This is a genomic window from Rhodococcus sp. 06-470-2, from assembly GCF_002258235.1.
In the GTDB taxonomy this organism is placed as follows: Bacteria; Actinomycetota; Actinomycetes; order Mycobacteriales; family Mycobacteriaceae; genus Rhodococcoides.
On record NZ_NOYB01000034.1, the window covers coordinates 1 to 26,625 of the forward strand.

31 protein-coding genes are annotated in these 26,625 nt (G+C 63.9%); 23 read left to right on the forward strand and 8 right to left on the reverse strand.

Annotated elements, in window-relative coordinates; translation table 11 throughout:
- Window positions 1-223: 223 nt before the first annotated feature.
- Entirely contained in the window at window positions 224-1,162 is a 939-nt protein-coding gene (locus CH276_RS18790) for a tyrosine-type recombinase/integrase (protein WP_094631581.1), read from the forward strand.
- On the opposite strand, the gene CH276_RS18795 is transcribed toward CH276_RS18790, so the two are convergent.
- Window positions 1,159-1,410: a hypothetical protein gene (locus tag CH276_RS18795; protein WP_094631582.1), complete on the reverse strand. Its 252-nt coding sequence runs from the start codon at window positions 1,408-1,410 to the stop codon at window positions 1,159-1,161. The two genes, CH276_RS18790 and CH276_RS18795, sit on opposite strands and share 4 nt — an antisense overlap.
- Window positions 1,411-1,541: 131 nt before the next feature.
- On the opposite strand from CH276_RS18795, the gene CH276_RS18800 reads away from it, so the two are divergent.
- The 20 genes from CH276_RS18800 (at window position 1,542) to CH276_RS18895 (ending at window position 20,136) form a co-directional block, all read left to right on the forward strand.
- The gene (locus tag CH276_RS18800) at window positions 1,542-2,234 is read left to right on the forward strand and encodes a hypothetical protein (protein ID WP_141214745.1); all 693 of its coding nucleotides are present in this window, start codon (window positions 1,542-1,544) and stop codon (window positions 2,232-2,234) included.
- A gap of 90 nt (window positions 2,235-2,324) precedes the next feature.
- Window positions 2,325-3,104 carry a hypothetical protein gene (locus tag CH276_RS18805; protein ID WP_094631584.1) on the forward strand — a complete coding sequence of 260 codons (780 nt, stop codon included), beginning with the start codon at window positions 2,325-2,327 and terminating at the stop codon, window positions 3,102-3,104.
- Window positions 3,104-3,667: a hypothetical protein gene (locus CH276_RS18810; protein WP_094631585.1), complete on the forward strand. Its 564-nt coding sequence runs from the start codon at window positions 3,104-3,106 to the stop codon at window positions 3,665-3,667. The genes CH276_RS18805 and CH276_RS18810 overlap by 1 nt, the downstream gene beginning before the upstream one ends.
- Before the next feature lie 40 nt (window positions 3,668-3,707).
- The gene (locus CH276_RS18815) at window positions 3,708-4,133 is read left to right on the forward strand and encodes a hypothetical protein (RefSeq protein WP_094631586.1); all 426 of its coding nucleotides are present in this window, start codon (window positions 3,708-3,710) and stop codon (window positions 4,131-4,133) included.
- Window positions 4,120-4,596, forward strand: coding sequence for an HK97 gp10 family phage protein (locus tag CH276_RS18820; RefSeq protein WP_094631587.1), 477 nt, complete (start codon window positions 4,120-4,122; stop codon window positions 4,594-4,596). The genes CH276_RS18815 and CH276_RS18820 overlap by 14 nt, the downstream gene beginning before the upstream one ends.
- A gap of 21 nt (window positions 4,597-4,617) precedes the next feature.
- On the forward strand, window positions 4,618-5,172 hold the full coding sequence (locus tag CH276_RS18825; RefSeq protein ID WP_094631588.1) for a hypothetical protein: 555 nt from the start codon (window positions 4,618-4,620) through the stop codon (window positions 5,170-5,172).
- Window positions 5,173-5,733 (forward strand): hypothetical protein, encoded by a 561-nt coding sequence (locus CH276_RS18830; protein ID WP_094631589.1) that lies wholly within the window; start codon window positions 5,173-5,175, stop codon window positions 5,731-5,733.
- 91 nt (window positions 5,734-5,824) lie between these two features.
- Window positions 5,825-10,156 (forward strand): phage tail protein, encoded by a 4,332-nt coding sequence (locus tag CH276_RS18835; protein WP_094631590.1) that lies wholly within the window; start codon window positions 5,825-5,827, stop codon window positions 10,154-10,156.
- A complete protein-coding gene (locus CH276_RS18840) occupies window positions 10,156-11,127 on the forward strand; it encodes a hypothetical protein (RefSeq protein WP_094631591.1) in 972 nt (323 codons plus the stop codon). Before CH276_RS18835 ends, CH276_RS18840 begins: the two co-directional genes overlap by 1 nt.
- The gene (locus tag CH276_RS18845; protein WP_141214746.1) at window positions 11,127-12,746 is read left to right on the forward strand and encodes a Gp37-like protein; all 1,620 of its coding nucleotides are present in this window, start codon (window positions 11,127-11,129) and stop codon (window positions 12,744-12,746) included. Before CH276_RS18840 ends, CH276_RS18845 begins: the two co-directional genes overlap by 1 nt.
- A gap of 9 nt (window positions 12,747-12,755) precedes the next feature.
- Window positions 12,756-13,352, forward strand: a complete 597-nt coding sequence (locus tag CH276_RS18850) for a hypothetical protein (protein ID WP_094631593.1) — start codon at window positions 12,756-12,758, stop codon at window positions 13,350-13,352.
- Complete coding sequence (locus tag CH276_RS18855; RefSeq protein ID WP_094631594.1) at window positions 13,349-14,911, forward strand: hypothetical protein; 1,563 nt, start codon at window positions 13,349-13,351, stop codon at window positions 14,909-14,911. The genes CH276_RS18850 and CH276_RS18855 overlap by 4 nt, the downstream gene beginning before the upstream one ends.
- Window positions 14,912-15,016: 105 nt before the next feature.
- Window positions 15,017-15,538: a M23 family metallopeptidase gene (locus CH276_RS18860; protein WP_094631595.1), complete on the forward strand. Its 522-nt coding sequence runs from the start codon at window positions 15,017-15,019 to the stop codon at window positions 15,536-15,538.
- The gene (locus CH276_RS29310; protein ID WP_094631596.1) at window positions 15,535-16,041 is read left to right on the forward strand and encodes an NUMOD4 motif-containing HNH endonuclease; all 507 of its coding nucleotides are present in this window, start codon (window positions 15,535-15,537) and stop codon (window positions 16,039-16,041) included. Before CH276_RS18860 ends, CH276_RS29310 begins: the two co-directional genes overlap by 4 nt.
- Window positions 16,038-16,976, forward strand: a complete 939-nt coding sequence (locus CH276_RS18870; protein ID WP_094631597.1) for a glycoside hydrolase family 25 protein — start codon at window positions 16,038-16,040, stop codon at window positions 16,974-16,976. The genes CH276_RS29310 and CH276_RS18870 overlap by 4 nt, the downstream gene beginning before the upstream one ends.
- Complete coding sequence (locus CH276_RS18875) at window positions 16,973-17,362, forward strand: phage holin (RefSeq protein WP_141214747.1); 390 nt, start codon at window positions 16,973-16,975, stop codon at window positions 17,360-17,362. The genes CH276_RS18870 and CH276_RS18875 overlap by 4 nt, the downstream gene beginning before the upstream one ends.
- Before the next feature lie 111 nt (window positions 17,363-17,473).
- Window positions 17,474-18,055: an NUMOD4 motif-containing HNH endonuclease gene (locus CH276_RS29315; RefSeq protein WP_141214748.1), complete on the forward strand. Its 582-nt coding sequence runs from the start codon at window positions 17,474-17,476 to the stop codon at window positions 18,053-18,055.
- Window positions 18,052-18,786: a PE-PPE domain-containing protein gene (locus CH276_RS18885; protein WP_094631600.1), complete on the forward strand. Its 735-nt coding sequence runs from the start codon at window positions 18,052-18,054 to the stop codon at window positions 18,784-18,786. Before CH276_RS29315 ends, CH276_RS18885 begins: the two co-directional genes overlap by 4 nt.
- A gap of 154 nt (window positions 18,787-18,940) precedes the next feature.
- Window positions 18,941-19,861: a recombinase family protein gene (locus tag CH276_RS18890; protein ID WP_176459335.1), complete on the forward strand. Its 921-nt coding sequence runs from the start codon at window positions 18,941-18,943 to the stop codon at window positions 19,859-19,861.
- The gene (locus CH276_RS18895) at window positions 19,858-20,136 is read left to right on the forward strand and encodes a hypothetical protein (RefSeq protein ID WP_094631602.1); all 279 of its coding nucleotides are present in this window, start codon (window positions 19,858-19,860) and stop codon (window positions 20,134-20,136) included. Before CH276_RS18890 ends, CH276_RS18895 begins: the two co-directional genes overlap by 4 nt.
- Here CH276_RS18895 and CH276_RS18900 read toward each other — a convergent pair.
- From CH276_RS18900 to CH276_RS18920, 5 genes are all read right to left on the reverse strand, one after another.
- Complete coding sequence (locus tag CH276_RS18900; RefSeq protein WP_094631603.1) at window positions 20,133-20,402, reverse strand: hypothetical protein; 270 nt, start codon at window positions 20,400-20,402, stop codon at window positions 20,133-20,135. The two genes, CH276_RS18895 and CH276_RS18900, sit on opposite strands and share 4 nt — an antisense overlap.
- Before the next feature lie 16 nt (window positions 20,403-20,418).
- The gene (locus CH276_RS29040) at window positions 20,419-20,745 is read right to left on the reverse strand and encodes a DUF2510 domain-containing protein (RefSeq protein ID WP_254924359.1); all 327 of its coding nucleotides are present in this window, start codon (window positions 20,743-20,745) and stop codon (window positions 20,419-20,421) included.
- An 89-nt stretch (window positions 20,746-20,834) separates the two neighbouring features.
- Window positions 20,835-21,290, reverse strand: coding sequence for a DUF2637 domain-containing protein (locus CH276_RS18910; protein ID WP_254924360.1), 456 nt, complete (start codon window positions 21,288-21,290; stop codon window positions 20,835-20,837).
- A gap of 52 nt (window positions 21,291-21,342) precedes the next feature.
- Complete coding sequence (locus tag CH276_RS18915; RefSeq protein WP_176459336.1) at window positions 21,343-22,221, reverse strand: tyrosine-type recombinase/integrase; 879 nt, start codon at window positions 22,219-22,221, stop codon at window positions 21,343-21,345.
- A gap of 183 nt (window positions 22,222-22,404) precedes the next feature.
- Window positions 22,405-23,439, reverse strand: a complete 1,035-nt coding sequence (locus CH276_RS18920) for an NADPH:quinone reductase (protein ID WP_176459337.1) — start codon at window positions 23,437-23,439, stop codon at window positions 22,405-22,407.
- 99 nt (window positions 23,440-23,538) lie between these two features.
- Between CH276_RS18920 and CH276_RS18925 the strand changes: the two genes are divergently transcribed.
- Window positions 23,539-24,048, forward strand: a complete 510-nt coding sequence (locus CH276_RS18925; protein WP_094631622.1) for a mycothiol transferase — start codon at window positions 23,539-23,541, stop codon at window positions 24,046-24,048.
- 3 nt (window positions 24,049-24,051) lie between these two features.
- Here CH276_RS18925 and CH276_RS18930 read toward each other — a convergent pair whose 3' ends face one another.
- Window positions 24,052-24,546: an SRPBCC family protein gene (locus CH276_RS18930; protein WP_094631606.1), complete on the reverse strand. Its 495-nt coding sequence runs from the start codon at window positions 24,544-24,546 to the stop codon at window positions 24,052-24,054.
- Window positions 24,543-25,367 carry an SDR family NAD(P)-dependent oxidoreductase gene (locus CH276_RS18935; RefSeq protein ID WP_094631607.1) on the reverse strand — a complete coding sequence of 275 codons (825 nt, stop codon included), beginning with the start codon at window positions 25,365-25,367 and terminating at the stop codon, window positions 24,543-24,545. Before CH276_RS18935 ends, CH276_RS18930 begins: the two co-directional genes overlap by 4 nt.
- A 103-nt stretch (window positions 25,368-25,470) precedes the next feature.
- On the opposite strand from CH276_RS18935, the gene CH276_RS18940 reads away from it, so the two are divergent.
- Complete coding sequence (locus tag CH276_RS18940) at window positions 25,471-26,520, forward strand: iron-siderophore ABC transporter substrate-binding protein (RefSeq protein WP_094631608.1); 1,050 nt, start codon at window positions 25,471-25,473, stop codon at window positions 26,518-26,520.
- Window positions 26,521-26,625 lie beyond the last annotated feature (105 nt).

Sequence of the window (26,625 nt, forward strand, 5' to 3'; positions counted from 1 at the left end):
CCGCAACGGATGCAGCCTCCGCGCTGGCATTGGCCAACAACATCAGATCGGCGTTGATCGCACTCGGGCTCGCCACGGCTTAGCCGCCCATAACACCAACTATAAAGACAGGTACAGACGACTGTATCTGTGTACATTGGTCATCGTTCCGGAGAAACGGAACGGCCCCGAAGGTGCTCGAACACCTCGCGGGGCCTAGCCACCACCAGACCAGACCTGGGAGATGACCTTGCTCGAAAGTACCTCGCCCATACCCGCCGCGCCCGCCACCACCCCGGTCGGTATCGACCGCGCCATGTACGTCGAATCGTTCGTCCACCGGTGGGACGGCAACACCCGAAAGTCCTACCGCGACGACCTCGCCATGTTCTTCCGCTGGTGCGACACCCACGACATCAACGTGTTCACCGCTCACCGGACCCACCTCGAGCTGTACATGCGGTACCTCGCCGAGGAACGACACAACTGCGCCACCACCATCCGGCACCGCATCGGCACACTCCGACTGTTCTACGAGATCTGCCTCGACGACGACCTGTGCACCAAGAACCCGACGCGGCTACTGCGGCTACCGAAGATCAAAGTCGACCAGACCCGTGAGGTAGCGCTCAACGGCATGGAGTTCAACGCGTTGATCGCCGCGGCAGCCAGCTCGCGGCCGCAGGAGTACGCACTGATCATGATCATGGGGATATGCGGACTGCGGGTGTCGGAGGCGTGCTCGCTCGACGTCGAGTCGTCGCTGCTGATGTCGAAGGCGCATCGGATGTTTCAGTTCGTCCAGAAGGGTGGCGACATCGCGCAGGTGCCACAGCCTCCGCTGGTGATGCAGGCGGTGGACCGAGCTATAGATGGGCGGATCAGTGGGCCGCTGCTTCTTCGTCGTGATGGTCAGCGGATGACACGTCGCGCCGCTGACCGAGTGGTGAAGCGGCTCGCGAAGAAGGCCGGCATCGACCGGCCGGTGTCCTGCCACATGCTGCGACACACGGCGGCGATGACGGCGTACCGCGCAAAGGTGCCCATGGAGATCATCAGCCGGTCGCTGCGGCACAAAGAGATCGGGACGACGTACAAGTTCTACAACAGGGGTGTTGTCCTGACGAACGAGCATTCGTCGCATGTCGTTGCGGGACAGGTCCTCGCACCCGATCTCGGCTAGTCGGGTATTCGAGGCAGGGCGAGGGCGGCTCGGATTCGTGCGTCGAGTTCCGGCGTGGATTCGTCGATCTGGTGCTCGACTCGTTCGCATTCGTCAGCGAGGTCGGTGAGGTCACGCTCGTACATGACCCACCGGCCCGCGGCGAGATTCATGTTCGCGTGCCGTTGCCGAGCGAGCTTCCGGATGCGTTGTGCGGCGTCGTGGTAGCGCTGCCGGCGTCGGTACGGGGTCTCCGGTTGCTGGCTCATCGAACGGACCGTAGCAGTGGGGTCCGTCAACCTCTCGGCTGTTGCCGCTGCGAGAGACTATCCTCAACACCACAGGAAGCTGCTGGCTGTGGGCCGAGCGAGTGCATCATTTTCTCGCGGAGGTTCACCTCATGCCCACCACTGTCTGGCCCACAATCCGGTCGCACGTCGTCCGCGCCACCAAACTCGACTCTTGCGCCGCTCCCGTCGTCGGCCAGAAGTCGACTCTCGTCACCGGTGGCCACATCTCGGTGAAGCTGTCCCCTCAGTACGAAGATGGTGAGGAGACGAACCAGAAGGCAGCGTCGGGGAAGTTGCGTGTCGTCGACAAGGCCGACGATCAGCTGAAGTACTTCAACTTCGAGGCCGTGTTCGCGGAGGTGAACCCCGACCTGTTCAACCTCCTGACGGGGCAGCCGATCGTGCTGGACTACCTCGGTAATGCCGTCGGTATCCGGATCGGCGAGACGATCAACGCGAACGCGGCGATCGAGACGTGGACCGATGTCCCGAACACTGCCTGCGGCCCGAACGGGAAGAGCTACGGCTACTTCCTGATGCCGTGGATGACGGGTGGCCGTCTCGGTGACTTCTCGTTCGAGAACGCGTTGGCGACGTTCACCATCACGGGCCGCACCAGCTCGGATGCGCAGTGGGGTGTGGGGCCGTACGACGTGGTGTCTCAGGCTCCGGTCGCGCCGTCGACGACCGCTCTTCCGGGCCCGCTGCTGGTGCCGATCGCGTCGGACCAGCACGTGCATTTCGAGCCGACGACGGTCGCTCCTCCGACCGAGACGGCGGGCGCTATCCCCCTTGCGGCGTAGGTAGTGGTTTCGATGGCGGGCACCGTGAATCGCGGTGTCCGCCATTGTGCTTTCGAGTTCGATCCCCCCGAGTAGAGAGAAGATGTTCTGATGCCCGACGGACCCGACGAGTGGCCGATCCTCAATCCCGCGGCGGAGTGGTTGGAGGCGGATCCCGACGACCGGGACCGCGCGAGCTCGCTCGCGATCCACAGTCTGTGGGCGCTGACGGGCCGGGTGTTCGGGCTGACGGAGCAGACGGTGCGGCCGTGCTTCGGGCCGCGTGAGTTCTCCACGTACAGTGGCCGTTCCGGTTCGGGGATGGACGGCTATTGGTGGCCGGGGTTGATCTCGGGTTCGTGGATGCGGGGGGCGTGTGGGTGTGCGTCGGGTTGCAATTGCGCGGGTCCGTCGGAGGTGGCGTTGCCGGGTCCGGTCGCGGAGATCGTGTCGGTGTTGGTCGACGGTGAGACGGTGCCGGATTCGGCGTACAAGGTGCGGAACAATCGGTGGCTGCTGCGGACTGATGGTGATGTGTGGCCGCAGGCGCAGGATTTGAAGGCCGCGGACGAAGCGGAGGGGGCGTTCGCCGTCACCTACAAGCAAGGGGTGCCGGTGCCGACAGCCGGGCAGTACGCAGCCGGGGATCTCGCGCTGGACTTCCTCCGTGCGGCGAAGAAGTCGGGTGCCTGCAAGATCCCCGACCGGGCGATCAATGTTGCACGGCAGGGCATCACAGTCGAACTGCAGGACGCCGCCGGCCTGTTCGAGGCGGGGCTGACGGGGATCAGCTCGGTCGATCAGTGGATCGCTACTGTGAATCCGTATCAGCAGAAGCAGCCTCCGCGGGTGTACTCGCCGGACGCACCTCGAGCAGCGAGGTTCAGCTGATGGACATCGGTATCTATGCTCTCGCGGCCAGGTTGCGGGACGAGCTCGCAGCGCAACTCGATGCAACCCGGGCAGGTGCACCGTGCTTCGCTGTCGTTCACCCGGGGAACATGGCCCCGGCGTACGGATGCGAGTGCGGTACGGGCGAGGGGATGGCGTGGGTGCGGGTCGTCGACATCGGAACGTCGGTGAACTATCCGCAGCAGCACGGTGCACCGATCGGCCGGAACGATGCTGTCGTCGCGACGCTCGTGCTGGAGCTGGGCACGTACCGCTGCTATCCGAATACGGAAGACAATTCGATTCCGCCGCTCGCCTATCTGGATTCGGCTGCGCGGGATGCGATCGACGATGCTGCGGCGATGCGCAGGGCTGCCCGGTGCGCGTTCACGAAGGCGGAGCAGCCGATTGTCGGGAACTGGCGGCCGCATGGCCCGCAGGGTGGTGTGCACGGTGGCGTCATGACGGTGACGGTGTTGGCGGACGTGAACTGCCCCTGCGATGTGGAGCCGCCTCAGCTCGACGAGGTCGTCGCACCACTGGAGGGTGACCCCCGCTTCTAGCCTGCGAGACGGCGGGCACAGTGCACCGTATCCTGTCGCTATGAGCGAATCCACGGTGACAGTGAAGGCGAATCAGGCTACGACGGACTGGCAGGACGGCGCGATATTCACGGTCGAACGCACCGACTACATCGACAAGCTGCTCAACAACGGCATCCTGTCCATCTACGTCCCCGACGGTGACCCCGTCTATGTTGGCGACGGTGTGGTGTTGGGGGAGCGGTACGACCCCGATGCGGCCCCGCTGACGGACGACGACGCGAAGGCCGCAGGCTTCGACCTCGACAACCCCGACGCCCTCCCACCAGCCAGCGGGGACGACGAGCTGACCGACGAGCAGGCGGAAGACGCGGCGAACGCAGTGGAGATGGAACCCACCGCCGACGCTGCCACCGAGCCCGCCGACTCCAAGCCACGGAGCAAGCGCGCTGCCGCACCGAAGAAGGCCGACGATGTCGGCGAGTAGCCACGTCGACATGCACCGCGGCCGCATGGCATCTGCCCTCTCCACCGGTGCCGGCCGATACGCAGACCGCCTCGGCCGCACCATCGCGAACAAGGCGAAGGAATACGCGCCCGTCGACGAAGGCCGACTCCGCGCATCCCTCACCCACCTCGTCACGATGACACCCAACTCGGCCATCATCCGTGTCGGCTCACCACTGCAGTACGCGAAGTGGATCCACGAGGGCACAGGCATCTACGGCCCACACAAGACCCCCATCGTCCCGGTGACGGCGAAGGCGTTGAAGTTCCGTGCCGGGAAGATGATGGGCCCGTTGCCGGCGGGGGTGAAGAACCTGCCGAAGAACAAGCGGGGGTTCGTGTTCGCGAAGTCGGTGAAGGGTGTTCCGCCGACGCCATTCCTGACGAACGCGATGCGTGACGTGTTCGGCCCCCAGAACGTCCGAGTTCGACCCACCACCTAGCAACCCCAGGAAGTAGACGCCATGCCGCCGCGCGCCCGTAAGACCGCCACACCCCGCACCGCACCGACGAAGCCCTCCGAGTCCCTCGGCGACCCAAGCCTCGAACAGATCGAAGCGGCGCAAGCAAAGCTTCAGGAACCCGCCGAGAAACTCGACGCCACCGACACATTCATCGACGACGACGACAACGACATCTCCGACGCCCTCGTCTTCAAGACCTCGGATTACGCGGACGAGGTAGCAGAGGACGACCCGAACGACACGAAGTTCATTGTCGTCGACGGCCAGGAGCTCATGGCCACCAAGCCCGACCCCGGTGCATGGGTGGTGCTGATTAGCTCCCTCGCCGGATCCGCCACCGTCGTCGACCGCACACAGGCCATCATGTCCATCGTCGACGATGCATTCGACGAGGAATCCCGCCTGTACATTCACACCCGCCTCCGCGCACGCGGCGACAAGTTCAACATCAACATCCTCGCGGACATCGTCAACGGTCTCATCGCCGCGTGGACACCGGAGCAGCTCAACCGGGCGGAGCGTCGACGCCGCCAGCGTGAGAACGCGAAGCGGTAGATGCTCGGTCCCCCCTGGGGGACACCAGCTGCGGCGTGGGTGTGCGATGGCCGCGTCATTCACGTCACGGAACCTGCACTGCCGCAGCTGGTGTCCCTCCTGCTTGCCTACTCGCCGGTCGCATTGGTGTGCTCCACAGTCCGGGACCGTGACGATTCGACGATGATCGTGAAGGCGCTCCTCGATCGCACCGACCCGATGTGCTCGGCGTTCCTCGACGACGTCGCAGATGCACTGTGTGAGTCGTGGTTCGGGTGCCCCCGCTGGACCGCGCAGGAGATTTGGTGGCGGGCACTCGGGAACTGGGCGATGGTCGACGGTGAATTATCGATGCGGGGTGTGGATGTGATGTCGATGCCGGCACCGCGCGCCACCAACACAATTCGAGCATTGCTGCTGAAGTGGGCGGCGGGCGACGAGACGCGAGTCGAGAAGCTGACACACGATTTCGATACCCCACCTGCGAGGGTCGCCGCGAAGGAGGCCGTGAGGGGGGTGGCGGTGGAGGAAGCGGCACACGATTGGAATGCGGTGATGGCGTTGGCGAGCAAACACCGGTAGCTGGGCGTCGCTCGGATACTCTTACCTGTAGTTAGCCGCTGGCTGTGGGCCGGGCACACGAGAAGTTTGTGTGACCCGACGGAGGCGCGGCTTGACCAGTCCCGATCCGTTCGCGGAAGCCGTCGTCCAAGCTCGCCTTGAGTGGGGCGATTTGGATGGCGAGTTCGAGGCTCGGGTCCGCGCTGCGACGGAGAAGGCCGCGCAGGCTGCCCGTAAGCAGTTGGCCCGGATCCAGCTCGCCGCGAAGATCAAGCTGAACCCCGATGTGACCGCGCTTCGTGCTGCGGTGCGGGAGATCAAGAACCTCCACGTCGATGTGCAGCTCCGAACGAACGCTGCCGAGGTTCGCCGGTTCACCAGCGATCTGAACCAGAAGCTCAAGGCCCGCAACGTCGTTGTCCACGTGCAGCCGAACTTCAACGAGGAAGCATTTCGGGAGCGAATCCGGAACCTCCCCGAGGGCCGCGTCAACGTCAACCTGACTGTCACGAACGCAGAGCTCCGACGGTTCGTGACCAACCTCAATGACCGTCTCGCGGCGGCCAACATTCGTGTGCCCGTGGGTCTCGACATCAACGAGGCGGCCTACCGAGCTCGTCTCGAGGCGCTTACGCGACCGGTCACTCAGACGGTGAACATCAACACCAACGGCGGTGGGGCATCAGGTGGCCTGTCGTCGCTGAACAACTCGCTGGACGGCACGAACAGTCGCGGCCGGAAACTCCGCACCGCGGGGATCGCTGGCCTTATCGCAGCGATCGGTGGCGCGGCAGGCATCGCGGCCGGCGCTGTAGGTGCGCTCGCAGCAGGGCTCGGCGCGGTGGGTATCGCGGGCGGTGCAGGTCTCGCGACCGCGGTCGTCGGAATGCAAGGCATCGGGGACGCATTCTCGGCGTTCTCCGACCAGACGGCATCCGCCGGGGCCGACGCGAAGGCACAAGCGAAAGCTGTTGAGGCAGCAGCGAAACAGATGGAATCGGCGGAGAAAGCCGTCGCCCGCGCGAACAAAGGCAGCCTCGACGCCCAGAAGGATCTGAACCAGGCCCGCAAGGACGCGACGCGGTCGATCGAGGACGTCAACTTCGCCCTCAAGGGCACCGCCATCGACGAGAAGGACGCAGCCCTCGCGCTGGCTCGGGCACGTGAGGCATACGACCAGACTTTCTCCGATCCCACAGCCACCGGCCTGGACCGCGCTGAAGCCGCCCTCGGTATCGACAAGGCGCTGCGGCGTCAGGACGAGGTCGCGCGCCGCAACAACGACCTCATCGCTCAGGCCGCCGAAGCGAACGCCAAGGGCGTCGAAGGGTCCGACGAGGTTGTCGCGGCCAAGGAGAAAGTCGTCGAGGCCGACGAGCGGGTCGCGGAAGCGAACGAGCAGCTCGTAGAGGCGACGGAGGCGATGAACGACGCCCTCAACGGCACCACCGACGCTGCCGACAAGGTCGCCGAAGCCCTCGCGAAACTGTCCCCGAACGCCCGCGCATTCGTCCTGGCGATGCGCGACCTCGGCCCCGCATGGAAAGACCTGAAACTGTCCGTCCAGGATGCGATGTTCGCCGACCTCGACCGCGTATTCACCAACCTCGCGAACGCCACCCTCCCCACCTTGAAGACGGGGATGACGGAAGTTGGTGGCGCAATCAACGGCGCGGCAAAGGAATTTGCCGCGTTCTGGGGTAGCGCCGAAGCGCAGAACGGTATCCGCGACATCTTCGCCGGCACCTCCGATTTCATCACCGCGCTGCAACCCGGCCTGCGGCAGGCATCCGAGGGGATCCTCGCTATCGGTACTGCGGCCCGTCCGGTGATGGACGAAGTCGGCGCGTCGATCGGCGGTCTCATCGGCAACGTCATGCAGGCGTTCACCGATGCCGCGAACTCCGGCGCACTGACACAACTGATCTCAACCTTCGCCGACATCATGGACGGATTCGGGGAAGGCCTCAACGGGCTCCTCGACGGCCTGATCGAGTTCGGGAACATCGTCGGACCCGTCATCGGTCCACTGCTGAAGTCCCTCGGTGAGGGCCTCGGTGCTCTCGCGCCGTCACTCGGCGCGCTCGGTGCATCGTTCGGTCAGTCCCTCATCACCTTGATGCCGTTCCTGGTGAACTTCATCTCGGCGCTCGCTGACGGGCTGGTACCGGTGATGCCGGTCCTCGCAACACTGTTCGCCGCGTTGGGCACCGCCCTCACTCCGCTGATCGGGCCACTTTCGGACATTCTCGTCGTCATCGGCCAAGCGCTGGTCGAAGCCATCGCCGCGCTGGCACCAGCCATCGGTCCACTCGGTGAAGCGTTCGCAGCTCTGATCGAGGCGCTGGCCCCGCTACTCCCGATGGCGGCCGACGTCATCTCGACGCTCGTGCAGGCTCTCGCGCCGGCGCTGACGACGATCTTCGAGGCACTCGGCCCGGTCATCGAATTGTGGCTTGAGGGGATGCGCCCCGCGATGGAGCAACTCGCGCCGATCCTGGCCGACGTCGCGATGCAACTCGGAACCGCAATCGCTGACGCTCTGGTGCAGATCACGCCGCTGCTTCCGACGCTCATCGATTCGTTCAGCCGCATCATTCTGGCTCTCGCGCCGTTCATCCCGCAGCTCGTGCAAATTTCAGCGGATCTGCTTCCTGTGGTGATCGACCTGTTCATGGTGCTGGTGGAGACGGTGCTGCCGCCGCTCACGTCGGCCATCGAGTTCATCGCCAGGTACGTCCTGCCGCTCGTCGTCGAAGGTATCCGGTCGTTCGCCCAGGAGTGGAGTGACCGTCTCACCGATGTGAAGACCAACATGCAGGGGGCGCGTGACTTCATTTCCGGTGCAACGGAATCGATCACATCGTTCTTCACCGGGATGGGAGACAAGATCTCCTCGGTGTGGGACAGCGTCGTATCCACCATCAGGGTCGCAGTCGGAAAAATTGGGAAGCTACTCCAAGACGTTGGCGGCGCGAGTGTCGCTGGATTCAGAATCCCGGGCGCTAGCGCAGTAGGGGCACTTGGCGACAAGCTTGTCAACTGGTCTGAGTCGGGTACCCCTAGCCCTCGGCGCTCAGGCGGGAATCTTACAAAGGTCCCGGGCCGCGCGCAGGGCGGCGTGTTCAAGGGTGCAGGCGGCCCGACGGACGACGCCAACCTGATCCGCATCAGCAACAAGGAACACCTCGCGTACGTGACTCGCGCGCAGGCCGTGTCGGGTACGACGCTGCCGCTGCTCGACGCCATCAACAACGGCTGGGTACCACCGGCCGACTTCCTCCACGGGATGGTTCCGGGCTTCAGGAACGGCGGCCTCGTCACCCCAGATCAGTTGAACCGGTTCGCGACTCAACTCGAAGGTAAGGAGTACGTCTGGGGTGGCGTCAACTGGGGTGACTGCTCTGGTGCGATGTCGGCGCTCGCGAATTACACCGCAGGTAATGACCCGTTCGGGTCGCGGTTCGCGACAGGGAACATGGCTGAGTCGTTGGCCGCGATGGGCGCTATCCCCGGGTTGGGGCCGTCGGGGTCGTTCAACCTCGGCTGGTTCAACGGCGGCCCGTACGGCGGGCATACCGCGGGGACGCTGCCGAATGGTGTGAACGTCGAGATGGGTGGCGCGCGCGGTGACGGCCAGTACGGGGGCGGCGCGGCTGGTGCCGATGACCCGTCGTTCACCGATCATGCGCACTTCCCGCCGGAGTTTTTCCTCGGTGGTGATCCGACGATGTCGGGTGCGACGACCGGTACTGGTGCCCGCAAGGGCGGTATCACCGGCACGGTGAAGGGTGGCGGTAGCACGTCATCGAGCGGCGGTGGCGGTGGCGGCGGTTCGTTGGGTGGTGGCGGTACTACCGCCGGTGGCGGCGGTACTGCGGTCGACGGTGCTGTCGACGCCGGATACGGCGCGACGGACGTGTTCGTCACCAACTGGCCGTCGGACTTCCCCGTGCCGGGCGGCGACACTCTCGCCACCACGGCATCGGATGCTGCCGCATACACGGTGACGGACCCCGCTACCGGAACGACAGCTGCTATTCCGATGGGTGCCGTCCCGGGCGCGACGTCCCGCATGGGTGGCTTCGACCCGACGTACTACGGCGACACCGCACCCTACGGCGGCATCGCGGGCGCGAACGACTGGGCAGCGCGTCAAGACTTCCAATCCCAGTTCAACTCCTGGGGCATCGACGCCCTGAAGGAAATCGGCGGGGAACTGTTCTCCCCCCTCGGCCTCGAATCCGCGTGGGGCAGTCTCGTCGACCGCGGCGCATCCGAACTGGCCCGCATGGGGGCACCGGCCTCATCGCAGGCGGGTGAGTACCAACAGGTCGTCTTCAACAACTCATTCGTCGGCATGGACCCGAACAAGGTGTCGGCGGAACTCGAACGGCAGTTCCAACCGGGCACCGCTGTCGCTGGAAGGTACCGGGGCAACTGATGACAACACCGATCGACTTCGACGACTGCGGCGATCTCGACCTACCGATGCAGCTGATCCTCCGAGACGAGGACGGCAACGATATCGAGGTCATTCCTATCAACGGGCCTGACGTCGACTTCAGCACGGGTATCGCGCTGCTGCAGGGATATTCGGGTTTCTACCACACCCCCATCACGCAGGTTCGGAAGTCGTACGCCTACCAACCAGGCGCGACGCTATCGGACTACCCGCGCGTCGAAGAGCGCATCCTTGAGTTTCGGCTCGGAACGAAAGCACGGAACTGGCGCGGACTCCGCGCGGTCGAATCGCTGCTCTGGCGGGTACTCAACTTCCGGCACGACTGCATCCTCCGTGTCTACTTCGACACCGGCGTCGACGACTGGCGTGAGATCGCAATCCGGTTGGAGCGCAAGCCGAAAGACCTGATGAAGCTCGCCCCCGGCCGGTCGAAGGCCTTCGCGTGGGACATCACCGCGCTGGCATGCGACCCGTACTGGTACAGCAAAGAACTCTGGGACGAGGTCACCTTCGACACCGGTACCGGATCGGGTGCCACCCGGGTATCGAACCGCGTCCTGCAGGTCCCGAACCCCGCAGACCAAGAGTGCTGGCTCGAGTACGCCACGAACGAGCTCACTGCGACATCGACGTTCACCCTCCCCGACGGCCTCGCGGTGTACCCCGCTGGGCACGCGCTCGCGGGGCAACGCATCACCCACACCATCCCGCCAATGGGTGCGGGGAAGTCATTCCTCATCGAGACGTACCCACTGAACCTCACCCTGCAGCCGATGGACGAGTCGCAGGGTGTCGCCCTGATGAAGGCGGAGGACTTCATCAGCCCCCTGCCGCCGGGAACGAACGAGCCCGTCGATCTTCCGGTGACGCTCGTTGGCGGCACTGCCGCAACGAAACTCGCCGTCTACGCCGTCCAGAAATGGGATCGATTCTTCGGAGGTGAAGTCTGATGCCCCCACTGATGGAACCGGGCGAGGTCCGGTCGACGATCAAACGCCAGACACGCGCGCGGATCAAAGCGTTGCGTGCTCGGCCGGTGGTGAAGCTGTACGACCGCGATGGCCAGTTCAAGGCGGAGCTGTTCGGTGAGATCGAGGCCGAGTTCGAGGATCTACTCAACGACACCGGCAAGGGCCGGATCTTGCTGTTCGGTGATCACGAGCTGAAGCAGTGGCTCATCGAGGAGCTCGACGAGGAAGAGGATATCCACATCACTGTGGATACGCCGGGTAAGCGGTGGCCCGGTAAAGCGGAGACAATTGTTTATCGCGGTGAAGAAGATGGCTTCGTTTATTTGGAGCTCAATTTTTTGCACGTGTTTGAGGTAGTAAAAAAAGCGATCTGCTATTCGAATCCGCTGCTCCCTCCGGAATTTCAATTCCCGAAAATGTTTCTGCTCGCGGCACCGTCAATCTTCGCAATCAAGACTTTGATATTCCTGTGCCTACTTCGACGATTCGCACCCCTCTGGTCGCTACCGGAAAACATCTTCTCTCCCGCGTCGTGGCTCGCGAACCTCAACCCCGCGAACTGGCCAATCGTCGTCATTCCCGGCAGCTTCCTCGGCGACACGTCGATGTGGACTGTCCTGTCCACGCGGTTCGGGAATCTGTTCGACGTCATCAAACCGACCCTCGAAGACGCGGGCCTGCACTTGACGGCGACGCTGTGGGTGCCAGGTGACCCGCAGCCCGCCCCGACGCACTTCACCCTGACGAAGGCCACCATCGTCCTCGACGTCGTCGACAAGTCGGGTGTCCGTGGCCCGACGGGGACGGTGTTCGACGGGCTCGCGAAGCTCGGCCGCACCATCCTTTCGGACGGTGTGTCGGAGACCATCGAGGTGCTGTACCCCGGTGCCCCGCCGGCGCAGTACTCGCAGCCGGGTGTGTTTGGGACGGTGAACGAAGCACCGTTCGTGTCGTATCGGACGGCGATGTACACCGGGGTGTCGGGTATTTCTACATGGCAAATGACGGTGCATAAAGCGCTCGCCGGTGCAATCCTCACGGGAGGACGCTCACCTGGCTATATCAATAGTGGCGTCAAGTTCTTACTGAATGCAGCCTTGGGCTATATCGGCATGATGTTCGGAAATCCCGGGCTCGCTTTGGGCATTTTCGACAAGACCGTCGAGGACGTAATTCTCGCTTTCCATCGCGTCGGGATTGTGTTCCGTCAGGCGAAGATGGGCCGCCTCCAATGGGGTGAGCATTGGGAGAACTCGGGCGGTACCGGGTTCTCCGTCTCCGCGCTTCAAGCCATCCGCGTGGGGGTTCACAAGACACGCGCCTACACGTCGTTCAAGTTCACCGTCCGCAACGGTGCCCCCTGGTGGATCGGGTGGCATTTCGATGTCGGGGACCGCATCTCGGCGGAGATCGGCGACACGCTGCGGCTGTACGTCGACCAGGTGCACGGCACGAAACTGCGGTGGGGCCGCGATCAGGATCTGGTGTACGACATCGCCCTTGGTGATGCGTCGGCGGAGCAGATGCCGGGCGACATCTTCGCTCGGCAAGTCGAGGGTGTGCGCGCGTACATCCAGTCGTTGAACGTCGGAGTGTGAGGACTAGTCATGGCGCGTCGTAAGAAGACCGAGGAGCCGGGGCAGACGTGGGTGTTCGACGCGGAGGCGGCACTGTCGGACGAGCAGAAGCAGGCGCGTACGGAGCGGCAGTCGCGTCGGGCCGCGCGCGCTGAGGCGAAGGCGAAGGCGTTCGACCCGGACAATCCTGCGACCTACCACCGGAACTACAAGCTGCTGCAGGGTATCCCGACGCATGAGGGGGTGCCGCCGATTTCGTTGCCAGCGGAGGTATGCCACTTCATCGCCTGCCACGTGTGGGATGACGACAAGCTGAACTGCTCGGACCCACGGGAGCCGCAGATCAAGCATGTGGATTCGCCTGCGGGCCCGAACATTGCGATGAATGCGGGTGCGTGGGTGAAGTCGACGGATCCGGCGGAGCCCGCGTTGCCTGAGGCGTTGCCGGTCCCGGATTTCACATCGTTGCCTGCAGAGGCGTTGGCTGCGATCGAGGCGGGCGTGTTGGCGGCGAAGGTGACGGCGTTGAAGGTGGCGGGTGCTGATCCGGAGGCGCGTGCGGAGGCGGAGGCTGTGGTGGCGGCGCGTGAGTCGTCGCCGGTTCCTGATGGGGAGTCGACACTGTGACGTCACCAGACCTCAATTTTCCCGAGGGTGCGTCGGGTGGGAACACTGTCTACCAGCTGCAGAACGTCACGCAGGCGTCGGTGGCGGCGGGGCAGTCAGCGGACATCCTGAATCTGCTCGGTGACGTGTGGGATGCGTTGATCGACAACCTACTCGGCGGCTTCGGGGACGTCGTCGGGGCTATCGCAGCGGCCATCAACAAATTCATCTCCGACTTCGTATATGCCCTGAAAGGGGTGACGGGCGGGTTCGTTGACCTGACGGGATTCGTCAAAGGCGCGGACACCAAGGCCACTGACGCCAACGCCAACGCGAACACTGCGATCGAGATCGTGACGACGGTGCAGCAGCAGGTCACGGCATTCGATGTGAAGACCAATCGTCCGATCGGGGAGACGATCACACCGCTCGGGTATCCGTCGTTCTCTCGCTCTCAATTGGTGATGACTCCGGCTGCGCGCACCGGATCCACGAATGCGGGCGACTCTGGATCGCACTCACACACGATGCCTCTTCAGGATCCGGGTAAGGCGTTCACCAACACCACGATCGTCACGTTCATTCGCATCACGTCGGACGATGCGATCAAGCTGATGTACTTCTACGCGAAAGGTGCACCCACATCATTGGTTGCACGGTTCTATCGGATGAACGCGGCGGGTAATCTGTCCGAATTGCTGGGCACGTCAGGAGAACTGGCGGGGAGCATTCTTTCGACCTTCTCGACGCAACTCGTGACGTTTCCGGATGAGGCTCTTGCACAGACCGGCGACTACCTTGCGATGACTCTGACTGTGCAGGGAACGGTGACGCTCGCCGGTATCGAACTGTTCGATCCGGCACCGCTACCTGGGTTCAATCCGGTGAAGAACGGCGCGGTCGTCGCGACTACCTCACCGGGTTCGACCATTTCGCAGTCGTCGATGGATTTCCTGTCTGGGTGGGTGACGTACGTAGAGGCCTCTCGGTCAATCGGGCAAGAGCTTGTAAAGCGTTCGTTGGTCGATCTGTATGACCGCCCCAACGGTATAGGTCTCGGGTCCCTGTACTCGGTGATGGGCTCTGGCGTTGGTCTGGGTATCTCGTCGAATGCTGCGGCGTGGACAACGACGAATGACGGCTACGCGCACGCTCTGCACACCACGCCGTTGACGACGACGAAGACGCATGGCCGGATCACGGTCGGCTCGGTCAATGGCAGTGCGAGTGAGCGTTTCGCTGGTGCGGTCATGCGGTCGAATGCGAACCGGTCGTCGTGGGGTGGCCTGTTTTTCGACAACAACGAGTACTCGATTGTTCGTGGTACCGGCCCGAATACGTTCTCGAAGTTGTTCACGTTGTCGGTGACTCCCGTGTCGGGTGACGTACTCGAGTGGGATCTCACCGATGCGCGATGGGTCGTCAAGCGCAATGGCGTTGTCATCGTGGATCAGGATTTCCCGACGATCACCTACGGTCCCGCGAATCTCTACGAGGGTGTCTACCTCAGCCGTTCCAGCTTCCAGTCCAGCGGCAGCATCGCCGACTGGATGGCCAACGACGTGTCCGACGTCCTCTAACCCAAGCGTTACCAGCCACTCTGCCTGGTCGGGTCTATTCTGGCGTGTAGATAGTTGCTGCTGGCTGTGGGCCGAGCTGAACCTCCCCGAGAGGACAGCACCCACATGCCGCCACGCTTCCTACCTGTAGCTCGTGGCTTCTACGTCACCTCGCCGTTCGCCGCCCGGTGGGGCACGTTCCACTGGGGCCAGGACTTCGGGCGCGACGGCGGCTCCGGCGGACACCCGATCTACGCAGCGCAAGGTGGCCGCGTCACCATGGCCGGGCCAGCATCAGGATTCGGGCAGTGGATCTGCATCGACCACCCGACCGCCGACGGCTCCGGGCTGACGGTCTACGGGCACATCCTCCCCGAGGTCCGCGTCGGGGAGCGCGTCGAAGCCGGGCAACGCATCGGCCGCATCAACCCGGACAGCAACACCAACGGCGGCGTAGCACCACATCTGCACTTCGAGGTGCACAAGGCTGTGTGGTCGCCTCCCGGCCCGGACAGGCTCGACCCGGGGCCGTGGCTTCAGGGCGCATCATGGCCAGGCGAAGCGCCACCGCCACCACCGGCACCCGCAGCGCCGCCACGGGACATCTGGCGACTCATCCACGAGCAAGTAATAGGACTCCTCCGATGAGCGCCGCAGAGTCGTGGCGGCCCGTACGCGGATATGAGGGTGTCTACGAAGTCAGCGACCTCGGACGGGTGCGCAGCGTCGCGCGGACGACGCAGCGTGGATCCCATGCTCTACGACTGCAAGGGGCGGTGCTGAACCCAAACTTAGGGACCGATGACAAGTACCGAGTCAACCTCAGTCGCAACGGATTCGTTCGACAGGTTCGAGTGCACAGGCTAGTTCTTGAGGCGTTCGTGGGCCCCTGCCCGGTCGGCCTTGAAGGCTGCCACAACAACGGAATCGGTAAGGACAACCGCCTCACAAACCTGCGGTGGGATACGCCATCTGAGAACCAACTCGACAAGGTCCGACACGGGACCCATCACTACTCGAAGCGAGACCACTGCTCCTACGGTCATGAATACACGCCGGACAACGTGTACAGCGGCGGCAAGTCACGGCAATGCAAGACGTGTGCACGAAGGCGCGCACGCGAATCGAAGAAACGGGCGGCGCGCGTATGACCCTCTATGGAATCGACGTCTCCAATCACCAGGGCAATTTCGACTTTGCTGCTGCGAAACGCGAGGGGTTCGTCTTCGCTTCGCACAAGGTGACCGAGGGTGACGGCTACAAGGATCCGTACTGGCCGCGAGCACGCGAGCAGATGGCGGAACACTTCCCCGGCCTGTTCGGCGGATACGTGTTCTGCCGCAAGGCCTCCCACCCCGAACGCGAGGCCGACCTACTTCTCGCCCACCTCGGCGACCCGAAAGTTCCCGTCCAACTCGACTACGAGGACACCACCGGCGGCGGAGATATCAACGACCTCCGCGCCCGCATCGCCGCCATCGAAGCCCGCGGCATGCGGGTGTTCGCGAACTACCTACCGCGCTGGTTCTGGCGCGACCGCATGCGCTCACCGAACCTCGCCGGTACGCCGCCGCTGTGGAACTCGAACTACATCGGCGGCACCGGATTCGCGTCCACCCTCTACGAGACTTCGCCCGCAACGGTGGCGGCCGGATGGGCACCGTTCCACGACGGCGCACCCAACATCGAAATCCTGCAGTTCACCGAGAAAGCCCGAGTCGCAGGCCAACAGATCGACGCCAACGCCTACCGCGGCGACATCAACCAACTCCGCGCACTGTTCGGTGGCGGACGAACCGAAGGAGCCCCCGTGGCAGACACACCGCAACTCATCCTGGATCAGCTCGTCGGGCCAGGCGGCCAGGGCTGGGAGATCCTTGGCCGCTCGAAGGTCGACCCGTCCCGGAACAACACGCTCGTCGAAGCGGTCGCGGAAGTGCGAGAGGCTCTACTGAAGCCGCGGCCGTCGATCATCAACGGCGAGGTGGCGTTCGATCTCCCGACCAATGCGCAGCTCATCGACGCATCGACGTACCGAACCGAAGAGATGGTCAAGAAGGTTCTCGACAAGCTGGAGGGCAAGTGATGTCGAAGCTCGCGCAGAACTACCCGCAACTCCGCATCGCGATCTACGGCCTCGTCGCCGCAGCTCTCGCAGCAGCAGGCATCTTCGGGTACGTCACCGAGGACCAGACGGCACAAATCCTGTCGATGGTCACGTCAGTCCTCGGCACACTCGGCCTGATCCTGGCCGCGATGAACGTGAAGAATCCAGGGCCCGTCGTCGCACTGGAACCGTCCGAATACGAGATCGGCCCGGCGGTCGACCCTGCAGCAATCGCCCGAGAAGTAGCCGCGCAACTCAACTACGGAGTCGCGCAGGGCCGCGCGGCGATCGACACGGCCAACGCCTCGGTCGCTGACATCCGGCGTCAGGCGGAGCAGGCCTTCGGTCAGCACCTGCTGGATTGATTTCCGCTGAATTCCACTGTGCAACAACTAGAATGGAACGTGACCGAGGGTGCTGGTAACACCACTCGGCCACTGACCCGCCAACTCGATCTCAGCGAGAGGAGGGCTGTCGTGGATTCTATTCCGCAGGACAGTTCCCAAGAATTCTGGAAGCCCGTAGTCGGAGTAGACGGCTACGAAGTGAGCTCACTCGGACGTGTTCGATCTAAACCACGCACGGTTCGATGCAGCGGCAGCAAAACCCCGCCCCACAATCGGCGATACTCCGGAAGAATCCTCCGGCCATCTAGTTTGCCGAAGGGGTATCAACTTGTTGCTCTCGGTTCCAAGGACCACGGGTATGTCCACATCCTCGTAGCAGAGGCTTTCATCGGGCCTTGCCCGGTGGGACTGGAAGTTGCGCACAACGATGGCGACCCCAGGAACAACAGTCTCACGAATCTGCGATACGCAACTCCCGGTGAGAACAACCGCGACAAGCGGGCGCACGGCACAGACCACAACGTGAACAAGAGTCACTGCCCGCGGGGACACAAGCTGGAAATGCCCAACCTCGTACCTCACAAGTGGGAACGCGGATGGAGATGCTGCCGCGCCTGTAGCCAGGCCGCAGCCGTGAAGCAGCGCCGACCACATACCGACTTCGACGCCGAAGCAGACCGCCGATACGCACTGATTGGGGTAGCGCAATGATTGACTTCCTGATGTTCCGAGGCACAGGTTCACCGCCCGGGGGTGACGGTGTTTGTCGGGCCTTCACCGATCGACTCGACAAGCGGAAGTTCAACGTCCGCTACATCGACCAGGGGTACCCCGCCACCTACGGAACCCCGGCGTACGGGGCGTCCGTCGCGCAGGGTGTCGCGGCCGGTATCCAGGCGATCCGCGACAGCCCGAACGTCTGCGGTGTCGGCGGCTACTCCCAAGGCGCGACCGTCGCGGGGAACATCGCCGCCCGCATCGGTCGCGGCGAACTCGAAGGCCTGCAGGTGTCGCACTGTGCCCTCATCGCCGACCCACTCCGGGCCCGGAACTCTCCGACAATCAACCCGGGTGTCGGGGGCTACGGCATCGGCGGCTCCCGACCGGTCCGCGGCATCGACCATTTCTTCCAGGTCGCCGCGTCCGGTGACCCAATCTCCGCGCTCCCCGAGAACCCACTGCGGTTGCTCGCCGACTTGTCGGAGTATGCGGGCCCCGACCTGAACGCGTGGATGGGGGACCTGCTGTTCAAGGCATCGAACCGTAACTTCCAGGGGTGGTGGAGTCCGCAGTATTGGCGTGACTGGCCGGGCGCTGTGGGGTGGCTGCGGAATTATCTGCCGCAGTCGCAGACCAACCCGGGCGGTGGCCGCCACACCGCGGCGTATCTGCGGGAGGGGTTGTGCACGCTTCTCGCTGACAGGGTGAACGCCAGCGTGTAGGTTCGACCTCGCATGGATTGCCTGAGGCGGGGCCGCTCGCCAACGTCGGAGTTGAGGCAGCCGACACCAGAAACCCCGAGTCCCCCCGGCTCGGGGTTTCTCACTTCCCCCACCCTGTATGCGGATACAGTCCCGGTGGGATACAGTCTCAGGTATGCGCCCGTACGGCTGGTCAGACGACAACACCACCCTCGTAGAGGAAGAAGCCACCCACCTCCGAGAGATGGCGCAACACCTAATCGACGGCGGGAAACTCCGCCCCCTCGTCGCAGACCTCAACGCCCGCGGCATCCTCACCGTCTCCGGGAAACAGTGGCAGACCATCACCGTCAAACGCGCCCTCGTCAACCCCCGCATGATCGGAATGCGCGAAAAGAACGGCACCCTCGAGCCGTCACTGTCGACCCCCATCCTCGACGTCGAGACGTACGACAAACTCGTGGAGCTGTTCAACGATCCCGAACGCCTCAAGTACGCCGGCGGGAACGGCACCCAGGCGCTCCTCCACGCGGGAATCGGGCGGTGCGGTGTGTGCGGTGCGAGCCTCTACTCGTATGCGTCGGGGGAGTCGTACAAGTACAAGTGCCCGTCCGCGCCGACGGGCTGCGGGCGGGTGTCGATCAAGGGCGGCGACCTCGACGCGGAAATCACCGAGGGGGTGTTGGCGCGGTTGACGGACGCCGGATATAGGCGGGCCTTGCAGGGTGCGGTGAATGCACTGTCGGTCCCGCAGGCCGCGGAGGAACAGCTCGCCGAGCTCCGTGGTCGCCTCGACGCGCTCGGTGAGGATTACGCCGACGGGGTGATCGATCGGACGCAAATGCAGAAGGGCACCGCCAGGCTGCGGGAGCGGATCGCGAAGGCGAAGGGTCTGGTGGAGCGGGCGACGACATTGTCGGATATCCCGGAGCCGACGGTGGAGAAGATTCTGGCGTGGTGGGAGGACGCGTCGATTCAGCGTCGCCGCGACGTCGTCGGAGTCCTACTGGATCACGTCACCGTCAAACCGTCGACCGGGCGTATCGCCAACGGCATCCACCCCGACCGCCTCCACTACGAATGGAAAACCGCATGAGCGAGGTCACCGCGAACGACACGAGCAGCGTGCTGACTTCAGCGGTGTGGATGTCGAGGCAGGCAGCTGACTTCGAGGACCCTGACACCGGTGAGACCGTCGACATGAGTGCATTTGTCGAGACCTCCGTCGAATGGCTGAACGTCGACGGAAAACGCATCTACACACAAACCGTTGTCCAACCCAAGGAAATCGTCGACCTGTTCTGGCAGACAACGCAGCAGTACATGACCGAGGCGCTGCTCAGGAGCGTCGAGACCGATCGCACCATCTAGCGTGCTGGTGGGTATTGGCCGTACCAGCCGATGGAGTTCCCGGCCAGATATTGCTGGTGCTCCCAGTCCGCGCGGGCCGCGACAGCCGCGTCGGCACGACGACGTTCCTCCACAGCCGCGAGGTAATGCTGTGCAGCCTTGACCGCGCAGAATATTATTCCGGCGAGAATCGCCACCACCCAGTGCTCGATGACCAGACCGAGAACGAACAGGCCGAAGAAGACCGCCACCACCGGATGCCGATCCAGGTAGCCGCCACGCCTCATCGTCGTCCTCGTTTCGTCAGTACTGCGGGGGAGTCGGCGGCACCGACGGCTGAACATGCTGTGTCCACTGGCTTCCGTCGAACCAACGCACGAACCCAGGATTCCCCGGGTCGCCGTACCAACCCGGCGGAGTTGTCACCGGCCGGGTCTCCTCGCGAACGTTCGCGTGGTTCATCGCCTGCAGTTGCTGACGCTGCAACTCCAACGAGACGCCCTGCTGCACCACTTGAGCGCGGGCCGCGTTGCGAGTCTGTTTCGTGTACTTGCTGGTCCGCTCCGCATCGTTGCGGTAACTGACGATCCCGAGCGTCCCGACGCTCATGGTCTTGCGGATGATGCCCATGGTGTTCCCCTGTCGACTTCTGTTGAGTCGTCGTTCTACCAGAGGTCGTTACCGACACGCCCGACACGTCATCCAACCGATACACAACCTCACGCTGCGACGTCGTGACGAAAGGGCGCATCGACCACCGACAGCATCGGTGGTGCGTCGGCCACCTCAGCAACGTCGACCACCCGGGGCCGGGCGTCGGCCATCAGCAGTACGCACAGGTGCGTCACCGCCAACAGCATCAGCGGCGGCACCGTCGCGATCCCCACCGCCACAGGCCCCCACTGCCAGGCATGTACCGCATTGCCCGCGAGCGACACACCAGCCGACAATCCGAGCAGCAGCCACGCGTACCAGCGTGACCGCCGAAGCGCTACAACCGACAACGTCGCCACCAGAATCGTCGCGTCGACCACCAACGGGAACAGCCACGTCTGAGACGCGGGAACACCATGATGCGCAGCCAAGTCAGCCAGCGCGGTGAACGACAGAGTGAACGCACCAGCCGAGATAGCGACAGCGCCGGCCGACGCGACAATCAGAGGGAGACGGGACACGGTAACTCCTAGACGTGGGGGAGTGGACCAACTTCGTGGATGGTCAACAGAGTCAGCTGGCAAGGGCGATCGGATAGTGCCGAGCGAAGTCGGGCCGGGGCAGCGACTCCACGGTCTCGTGCAGACGTTCGGGCGCGATAAGTGTGTACAGCGCGGTGGACACCGGCGAAGCGTGACCGAGGAGCTCCTGAACAAGACGGAGGTTGTCGGTCGAGTCGAGCGCGTTGGTTCCTGTCCAGTGCCGCAGGGTGTGCAGTGTCGATCGGGTGCCGCGGCTGAGGAGGTACCGGTTGGCGGCCGCCGACAAGGCTTTCGGTGTCAGCTCTTGGCCGTGCATCCCAGTGAAGCAACGACCGCGCTCGGGGAGCAGCGTCGACAAGATGTCCCACACCCAGTCGGGTGTCGCGCCGGTGCGCTCGCGGTCGCCTTTGGTGTGGGTCAACTCGAGGTAGACGTGACCGTCGGCGTGAACGAAATCCTCGCGGCGGAGGTAGCAGATCTCTTTGGCCCGCAGCCCGGAGTAGGCGGCGAGGAGCAGCCACGGCAGTATCCGAGTGGGGGCGTGGACGATGGCGTCCATCAGGGTGTTGGTGGCGATTGGGCGTGGCCGGCGTCGACGCTCTTGCGGGGTGATGATGAGGACTGTCGGGTTGTCGGTGCGGTGGCCGCGAGCTTGGATCCATTTGTAGTACGGCTTCACCATGGCGACCTTCCAGCGGACCTGGCTCAGTTCCATGGAGTCGCACCAGTTTTCGAGTTCTTCGGTGGTGATGTCGACGGGGTCGCGGCCAAGCCATTCGTGGAGCCAGCACATCACCATTCGTCGGGACTTGATGGTGCTGTTGCTGCGGCCTGCTCGGCGCATCCAGCGGAGGTGTTCGGACAGGGCTGTGATGGGTGCTTCGTACTGTCCACCCGGTATCAGTGTCATGCCGGGACTGTGGCCCGACTTCGATCTCAAACCAATCGGTATGTCCGAATTGTTACTCATGTGTCGTCCAACTGACGCTGGATAGCAACACGCTCAGGCCGCTCGGGGGAACGAAATGGCGACAACATTCTCAGGCCTTGTGGACCAATTTTCCATGGTCCACGTTGCCGGTCATCACCTGAATCATTCGCTGGAGACGTCGATCAGCACCTTGCCGACGGTTCCGTTCTCGACGGCGTCGTGAGCCGCAGCGGTTTCGCGCAGCGGGAAGCGGTGCAGTGGTAGGCCGGTGGCTTCGCCCACCTCGAGAACACCTGCTGCTGCGGCCGCGCTGACGTCCGCCTCGGCGTTACGCAGAGCCTCGTCGCCCACGGTGTAAAGGAGTACGAACTGGTAGCGGGTGTTGAGCACCATGTTCGGCCGGACATCCAAGGTCACGGTGTCGCCGCCGTTGTTGGCGTAGACGGCAACCGATGCGCGGTTGGCTCCCACGGCAGCGTTGAGCGCGGCATTCTGGGCGGGAGCCACCTCGACGACGAGATCGATTCCGGCGGGGATCAAGTCGCGGATCTCGGCGGCGGCGTCGCCGGTCTTGTAGTTCACCACGTGGTGCGCGCCCGCGGCGGTCGCCAGTGCGCCCTTCTCCGGTCCGCTGACCGTCGTCACCACGGTCGCGCCCGCCCAGCGGGCCAATTGGATAGCGGCATGGCCGACGGCACCGGCACCACCGGCGACGAGTACCGACTTACCGTCCAGTGCGCCCGGGTGCAGCCGGGTGGGTCCGTCCTCGGAGACGGTCAATGCGCGGTGTGCCGTCATCGCAGGCACCCCGAGGCTCGCGCCCACGTCGAATCCGACGCCGTCGGGTAGAGGAACCACCCGGGAGGCGGGTAGGACTGCGAAAGACTGCGCTGTTCCGGTCGGACGCTGATGCTGGGCGAGGTAGACCCAGACGCGATCGCCGACGGCCACGCCGTCGACCTCGGGTCCGACGGCGTCGATCACTCCGGCACCGTCCTGGTTGGGTACCACCTCGTCGAACGCGAGTTCCTCGCCCGGTCCGGAGCCGGTTCGGTTCTTCCAGTCCGTCGGGTTGACGCCCGAGACCACGATGCGGACACGCACTTCGCCTGCGGCGGGCTCGGACACCTCGCGATCCTTCAGCTCGAGTACGGACGAATCGCCGGTGCGGGTGTACACAATTGCTGGAGCAGTCATATTCGGTCCAACGCGCTCGGACCGCACCGATGTTCCCTGCGAGCACATCGGGGTATGCACGAGTGGTCAGCGGTCCCGTCAGAGGAGAAACGAATTTTCATGAATCACAACGAAGTGCTCACCGACGCGTTCGGTCGAATCAAGGAGCTCGTCCACTCCGTCCTGGACGACATCCCCGCGGCTGCGTTGACGTATCGTCCGGACGCCGATGCCAACAGCATCGCCTGGTTGTTGTGGCACCTGACGCGGGTGCAGGACGACCACATTGCGGACGTGGCCGGGAGCGAACAGGTCTGGACGTCGGACTCGTGGTTCGAGCGTTTCGGGCTGCCGTTCGACAAGTCCGACATCGGGTACGGCCAGTCATCCGCCGACGTCGCTCAGGTCACCTCGAGCGCCGAGTTGCTGCGTGAATACCACGATGCCGTGCACTCGAAAACCGTTGCCTACGTAAGCAGCGTTTCGACCGACGATCTCGATCGGATCGTCGACGAGAACTGGGATCCGCCGGTCACCCTGGGTGCGCGGCTGGTGTCGGTGGTCTCCGACGACCTGCAGCATGCCGGGCAGGCCTCGTACGTTCTCGGCCTCTACACCCGGCAGGCATAGCAATCAGGCGTAGAGCTTCTGCAGGTTCTCCAGCGTCTTACGGATGTTGCGACGCTGGAACTGCGGGAACGTCTTGCCGCTGGTGACGATCTTGTCGAACACGAGGGCCAGCGCGTCGGGCCACTTCGTCCGGTCGTCGGTCCAGGTCTCGGTGACTTTCGTGCCGCCCTCGACCGGCTCGAAGTCGTAACGCCAGGTTGCGTTCGCGCCCTTGATCTTCGGAGCGCTCTTGCCGATGGCATGGACGCGGAACTCGAAGGTCTTCCCCGGGTCGGCCGCCGTGACGGTGCAGCGAGTGACCCATTTCGCTCGGCCGCGCTTGTTGGTTCCGTCGAACACCATTCCCACGTAGGCACTCTCGCGGGGTTCGTGGACGGTGGCACCGGTGTTCTCGGGGCTCCACCGACCCATCTCGGTGGGGTCGCTGATCGCGGCGTAGAGCGTAGCGGCGTCGGCATTAACGACGATGCTGTCGGAAACGGTGAGTTCGCGCTTCACGACGATGCACCCTTCTTCAGGCCGGGATGGACACGAGTGAGCATCGGGACCAACAGTGTTCGCGGGGTGATCTGCGCGAATATCGATCCGATGCGGTTGGCGGGCCCGGGGATCGACACCATGCGTCCCTTGGTCATGTCGTCGACGGCAGTCCTGGCCACTGTCTCGGCAGAGACCCACATGATCGACGGAAGTGCCTTCTCTGCATCGTCTTTGGCGAAGCCTGCGGCTTCGCCGAACCCGGTCTGGACCGGTCCGGGGCACAGTGCGGTTGCGGTCACGCCGGTTCCGCGCAGTTCGCCGGTCAGAGACTGGGTGTAGGAGAGTACGAACGCCTTGCACGCACCGTATCCGGCCTGTCCGGGCAGAGGCTGGAACGCAGCGGTCGAGGCCACGTTGAGCAGCGCGCCGCGTCCTCGTTCGATCATGCCGGGGAGGAACCGGGTGCACAGGTCTGCGACAGCGACGACATCCACCTCGATCATGTGCATCTCGGCGTCGGGATCGGATTCTGCGACCGGTCCGAGTGTGGAAAGGCCGGCGTTGTTGATCAAGATGTCGGGGATCAGGCCGAGTTCGGTGATGCGGCCGATCAATTCGGCTCGCGCCGTGCGGTCGGAGAGGTCCGCTGCGAGCACTTCGGCTCGGACTCCCCGTGCCCGAATCTCCTGTGCCAACTCTTCGAGCTTGTCGGCGCGCCGGGCGACGAGGGTGACGCCATGGCCACGGGATGCGAGCACGCGGGCGATCGCGGCTCCGATTCCCGAGGACGCTCCGGTCACGACGGCTGTCTGATCAGGGGCGGGACGAGGAAGACTCATGGCTCCCACCGTAGCGAATATGCGCTGCGCAGCGCATTTGAATCCTGATTGAAGGTTAGCCTACTCTTACTTCAATGCTTCTTTGCTTGTCGAAAGGGTAACCATGTTCTCTGCTTCGTCGGCCGGTCGTCGGACTGCCCGCCGTGTGTCCCTGCTGTCTGCACTCGCTGTGTCGGCCCTGGTGGTCGGTGCGTGCTCGTCTTCCGACACTGCCGGGCCCGAGCAGTCGGGAGGCGGTGATTTCGCGGCCGTCACCATCGATTCGGCACTGGGGCAGGCGGTCATCACCGAGAAGCCGGAGCGCATTGTGACTCTCGGTCAGGGTTCGGCGGAGACGGCGATCGCGCTGGGTACCGTCCCGGTCGGCGTCGAGGAGTATTCGTGGGGTGCCGACGACACCGGTTACCTGCCGTGGGTACACGACGCGGTCACCGAATTGGGGGCCGAGCTTCCCGAACAATTCACCGGCGGAACCGAACTGAACATCGAGGCCATTGCCGCCCTGGAGCCGGATCTCGTTCTGGCTCCGTGGTCCGGCATCACCCAGGACCAGTTCGACAAGCTCAGTGCCTTCGCTCCGGTGGTCGCCTACGAGGAGCAGCCGTGGACGATCACCTGGGAAGATCAGATCACCGTGATCGGCAAGGCGATGGGTGAGGAACAGAAGGCAGCGGAGGAGGTCGACAAGATCAAGGCGCGCTTCGCCGACGCCGCCGCCCAGCACCCCGAGTATTCGGACGTGAGCTTTTCGTACATCTACAACACCGGCCCCGGGACGCTCGGAGTGTTCCTCGCCGACGAGCAGCGCGTCGCGATGGTGCGCGGTCTCGGGTTGCAGGTCGACCCGGTGGTGAACACGCTCGACGAGACCGAGGGCACCGACTCGTCGGTCATCGGCTTGGAGAATGCGAATCTGCTGAACGATTCCGACCTGATCTTCACGTTCTACTCGGATCCGCAGAACCGTAGCGACACCGAGAATCAGCCTGCGTACAAGCAGATTCCGGCTGTTTCCCGCGGGTCGGTCGTTGCGCCGACGGATCAGTCCTTCGTCACCGGGTCGTCCATCATCAATCCGTTGACGGTGCCGTGGGCACTCGAGCGATACGTGCCGATGATCGACGAGGCTGTCGCGAAGCTCGACGCGAACTAGCCAGTAGACCGCGCGCTGTCGTTCCTGTTCCAACACCTGCTCGAGGTGATGTGACACGACCGCGGTGTCTGATCCATGGTTCGACCGAATCAGCCTGTCGAGCAG

Coding starts and splice junctions, on each gene's coding strand:
- CH276_RS18795 (WP_094631582.1), bottom strand. CDS start 1,410: ATGAGCCAGCAACCGGAGACCCCGTACCGACGCCGGCAGCGCTACCAC.
- CH276_RS18810 (WP_094631585.1), top strand. CDS start 3,104: ATGGACATCGGTATCTATGCTCTCGCGGCCAGGTTGCGGGACGAGCTC.
- CH276_RS18815 (WP_094631586.1), top strand. CDS start 3,708: ATGAGCGAATCCACGGTGACAGTGAAGGCGAATCAGGCTACGACGGAC.
- CH276_RS18940 (WP_094631608.1), top strand. CDS start 25,471: ATGTTCTCTGCTTCGTCGGCCGGTCGTCGGACTGCCCGCCGTGTGTCC.
- CH276_RS18915 (WP_176459336.1), bottom strand. CDS start 22,221: ATGACACTGATACCGGGTGGACAGTACGAAGCACCCATCACAGCCCTG.
- CH276_RS18820 (WP_094631587.1), top strand. CDS start 4,120: ATGTCGGCGAGTAGCCACGTCGACATGCACCGCGGCCGCATGGCATCT.
- CH276_RS18935 (WP_094631607.1), bottom strand. CDS start 25,367: ATGAGTCTTCCTCGTCCCGCCCCTGATCAGACAGCCGTCGTGACCGGA.
- CH276_RS18860 (WP_094631595.1), top strand. CDS start 15,017: ATGCCGCCACGCTTCCTACCTGTAGCTCGTGGCTTCTACGTCACCTCG.
- CH276_RS18790 (WP_094631581.1), top strand. CDS start 224: ATGACCTTGCTCGAAAGTACCTCGCCCATACCCGCCGCGCCCGCCACC.
- CH276_RS18870 (WP_094631597.1), top strand. CDS start 16,038: ATGACCCTCTATGGAATCGACGTCTCCAATCACCAGGGCAATTTCGAC.
- CH276_RS18850 (WP_094631593.1), top strand. CDS start 12,756: ATGGCGCGTCGTAAGAAGACCGAGGAGCCGGGGCAGACGTGGGTGTTC.
- CH276_RS18895 (WP_094631602.1), top strand. CDS start 19,858: ATGAGCGAGGTCACCGCGAACGACACGAGCAGCGTGCTGACTTCAGCG.
- CH276_RS18900 (WP_094631603.1), bottom strand. CDS start 20,402: ATGAGGCGTGGCGGCTACCTGGATCGGCATCCGGTGGTGGCGGTCTTC.
- CH276_RS18825 (WP_094631588.1), top strand. CDS start 4,618: ATGCCGCCGCGCGCCCGTAAGACCGCCACACCCCGCACCGCACCGACG.
- CH276_RS29040 (WP_254924359.1), bottom strand. CDS start 20,745: ATGGGCATCATCCGCAAGACCATGAGCGTCGGGACGCTCGGGATCGTC.
- CH276_RS29310 (WP_094631596.1), top strand. CDS start 15,535: ATGAGCGCCGCAGAGTCGTGGCGGCCCGTACGCGGATATGAGGGTGTC.
- CH276_RS18805 (WP_094631584.1), top strand. CDS start 2,325: ATGCCCGACGGACCCGACGAGTGGCCGATCCTCAATCCCGCGGCGGAG.
- CH276_RS18920 (WP_176459337.1), bottom strand. CDS start 23,439: ATGACTGCTCCAGCAATTGTGTACACCCGCACCGGCGATTCGTCCGTA.
- CH276_RS18845 (WP_141214746.1), top strand. CDS start 11,127: ATGCCCCCACTGATGGAACCGGGCGAGGTCCGGTCGACGATCAAACGC.
- CH276_RS18840 (WP_094631591.1), top strand. CDS start 10,156: ATGACAACACCGATCGACTTCGACGACTGCGGCGATCTCGACCTACCG.
- CH276_RS18800 (WP_141214745.1), top strand. CDS start 1,542: ATGCCCACCACTGTCTGGCCCACAATCCGGTCGCACGTCGTCCGCGCC.
- CH276_RS18925 (WP_094631622.1), top strand. CDS start 23,539: ATGAATCACAACGAAGTGCTCACCGACGCGTTCGGTCGAATCAAGGAG.
- CH276_RS18830 (WP_094631589.1), top strand. CDS start 5,173: ATGCTCGGTCCCCCCTGGGGGACACCAGCTGCGGCGTGGGTGTGCGAT.
- CH276_RS18885 (WP_094631600.1), top strand. CDS start 18,052: ATGATTGACTTCCTGATGTTCCGAGGCACAGGTTCACCGCCCGGGGGT.
- CH276_RS18890 (WP_176459335.1), top strand. CDS start 18,941: ATGCGCCCGTACGGCTGGTCAGACGACAACACCACCCTCGTAGAGGAA.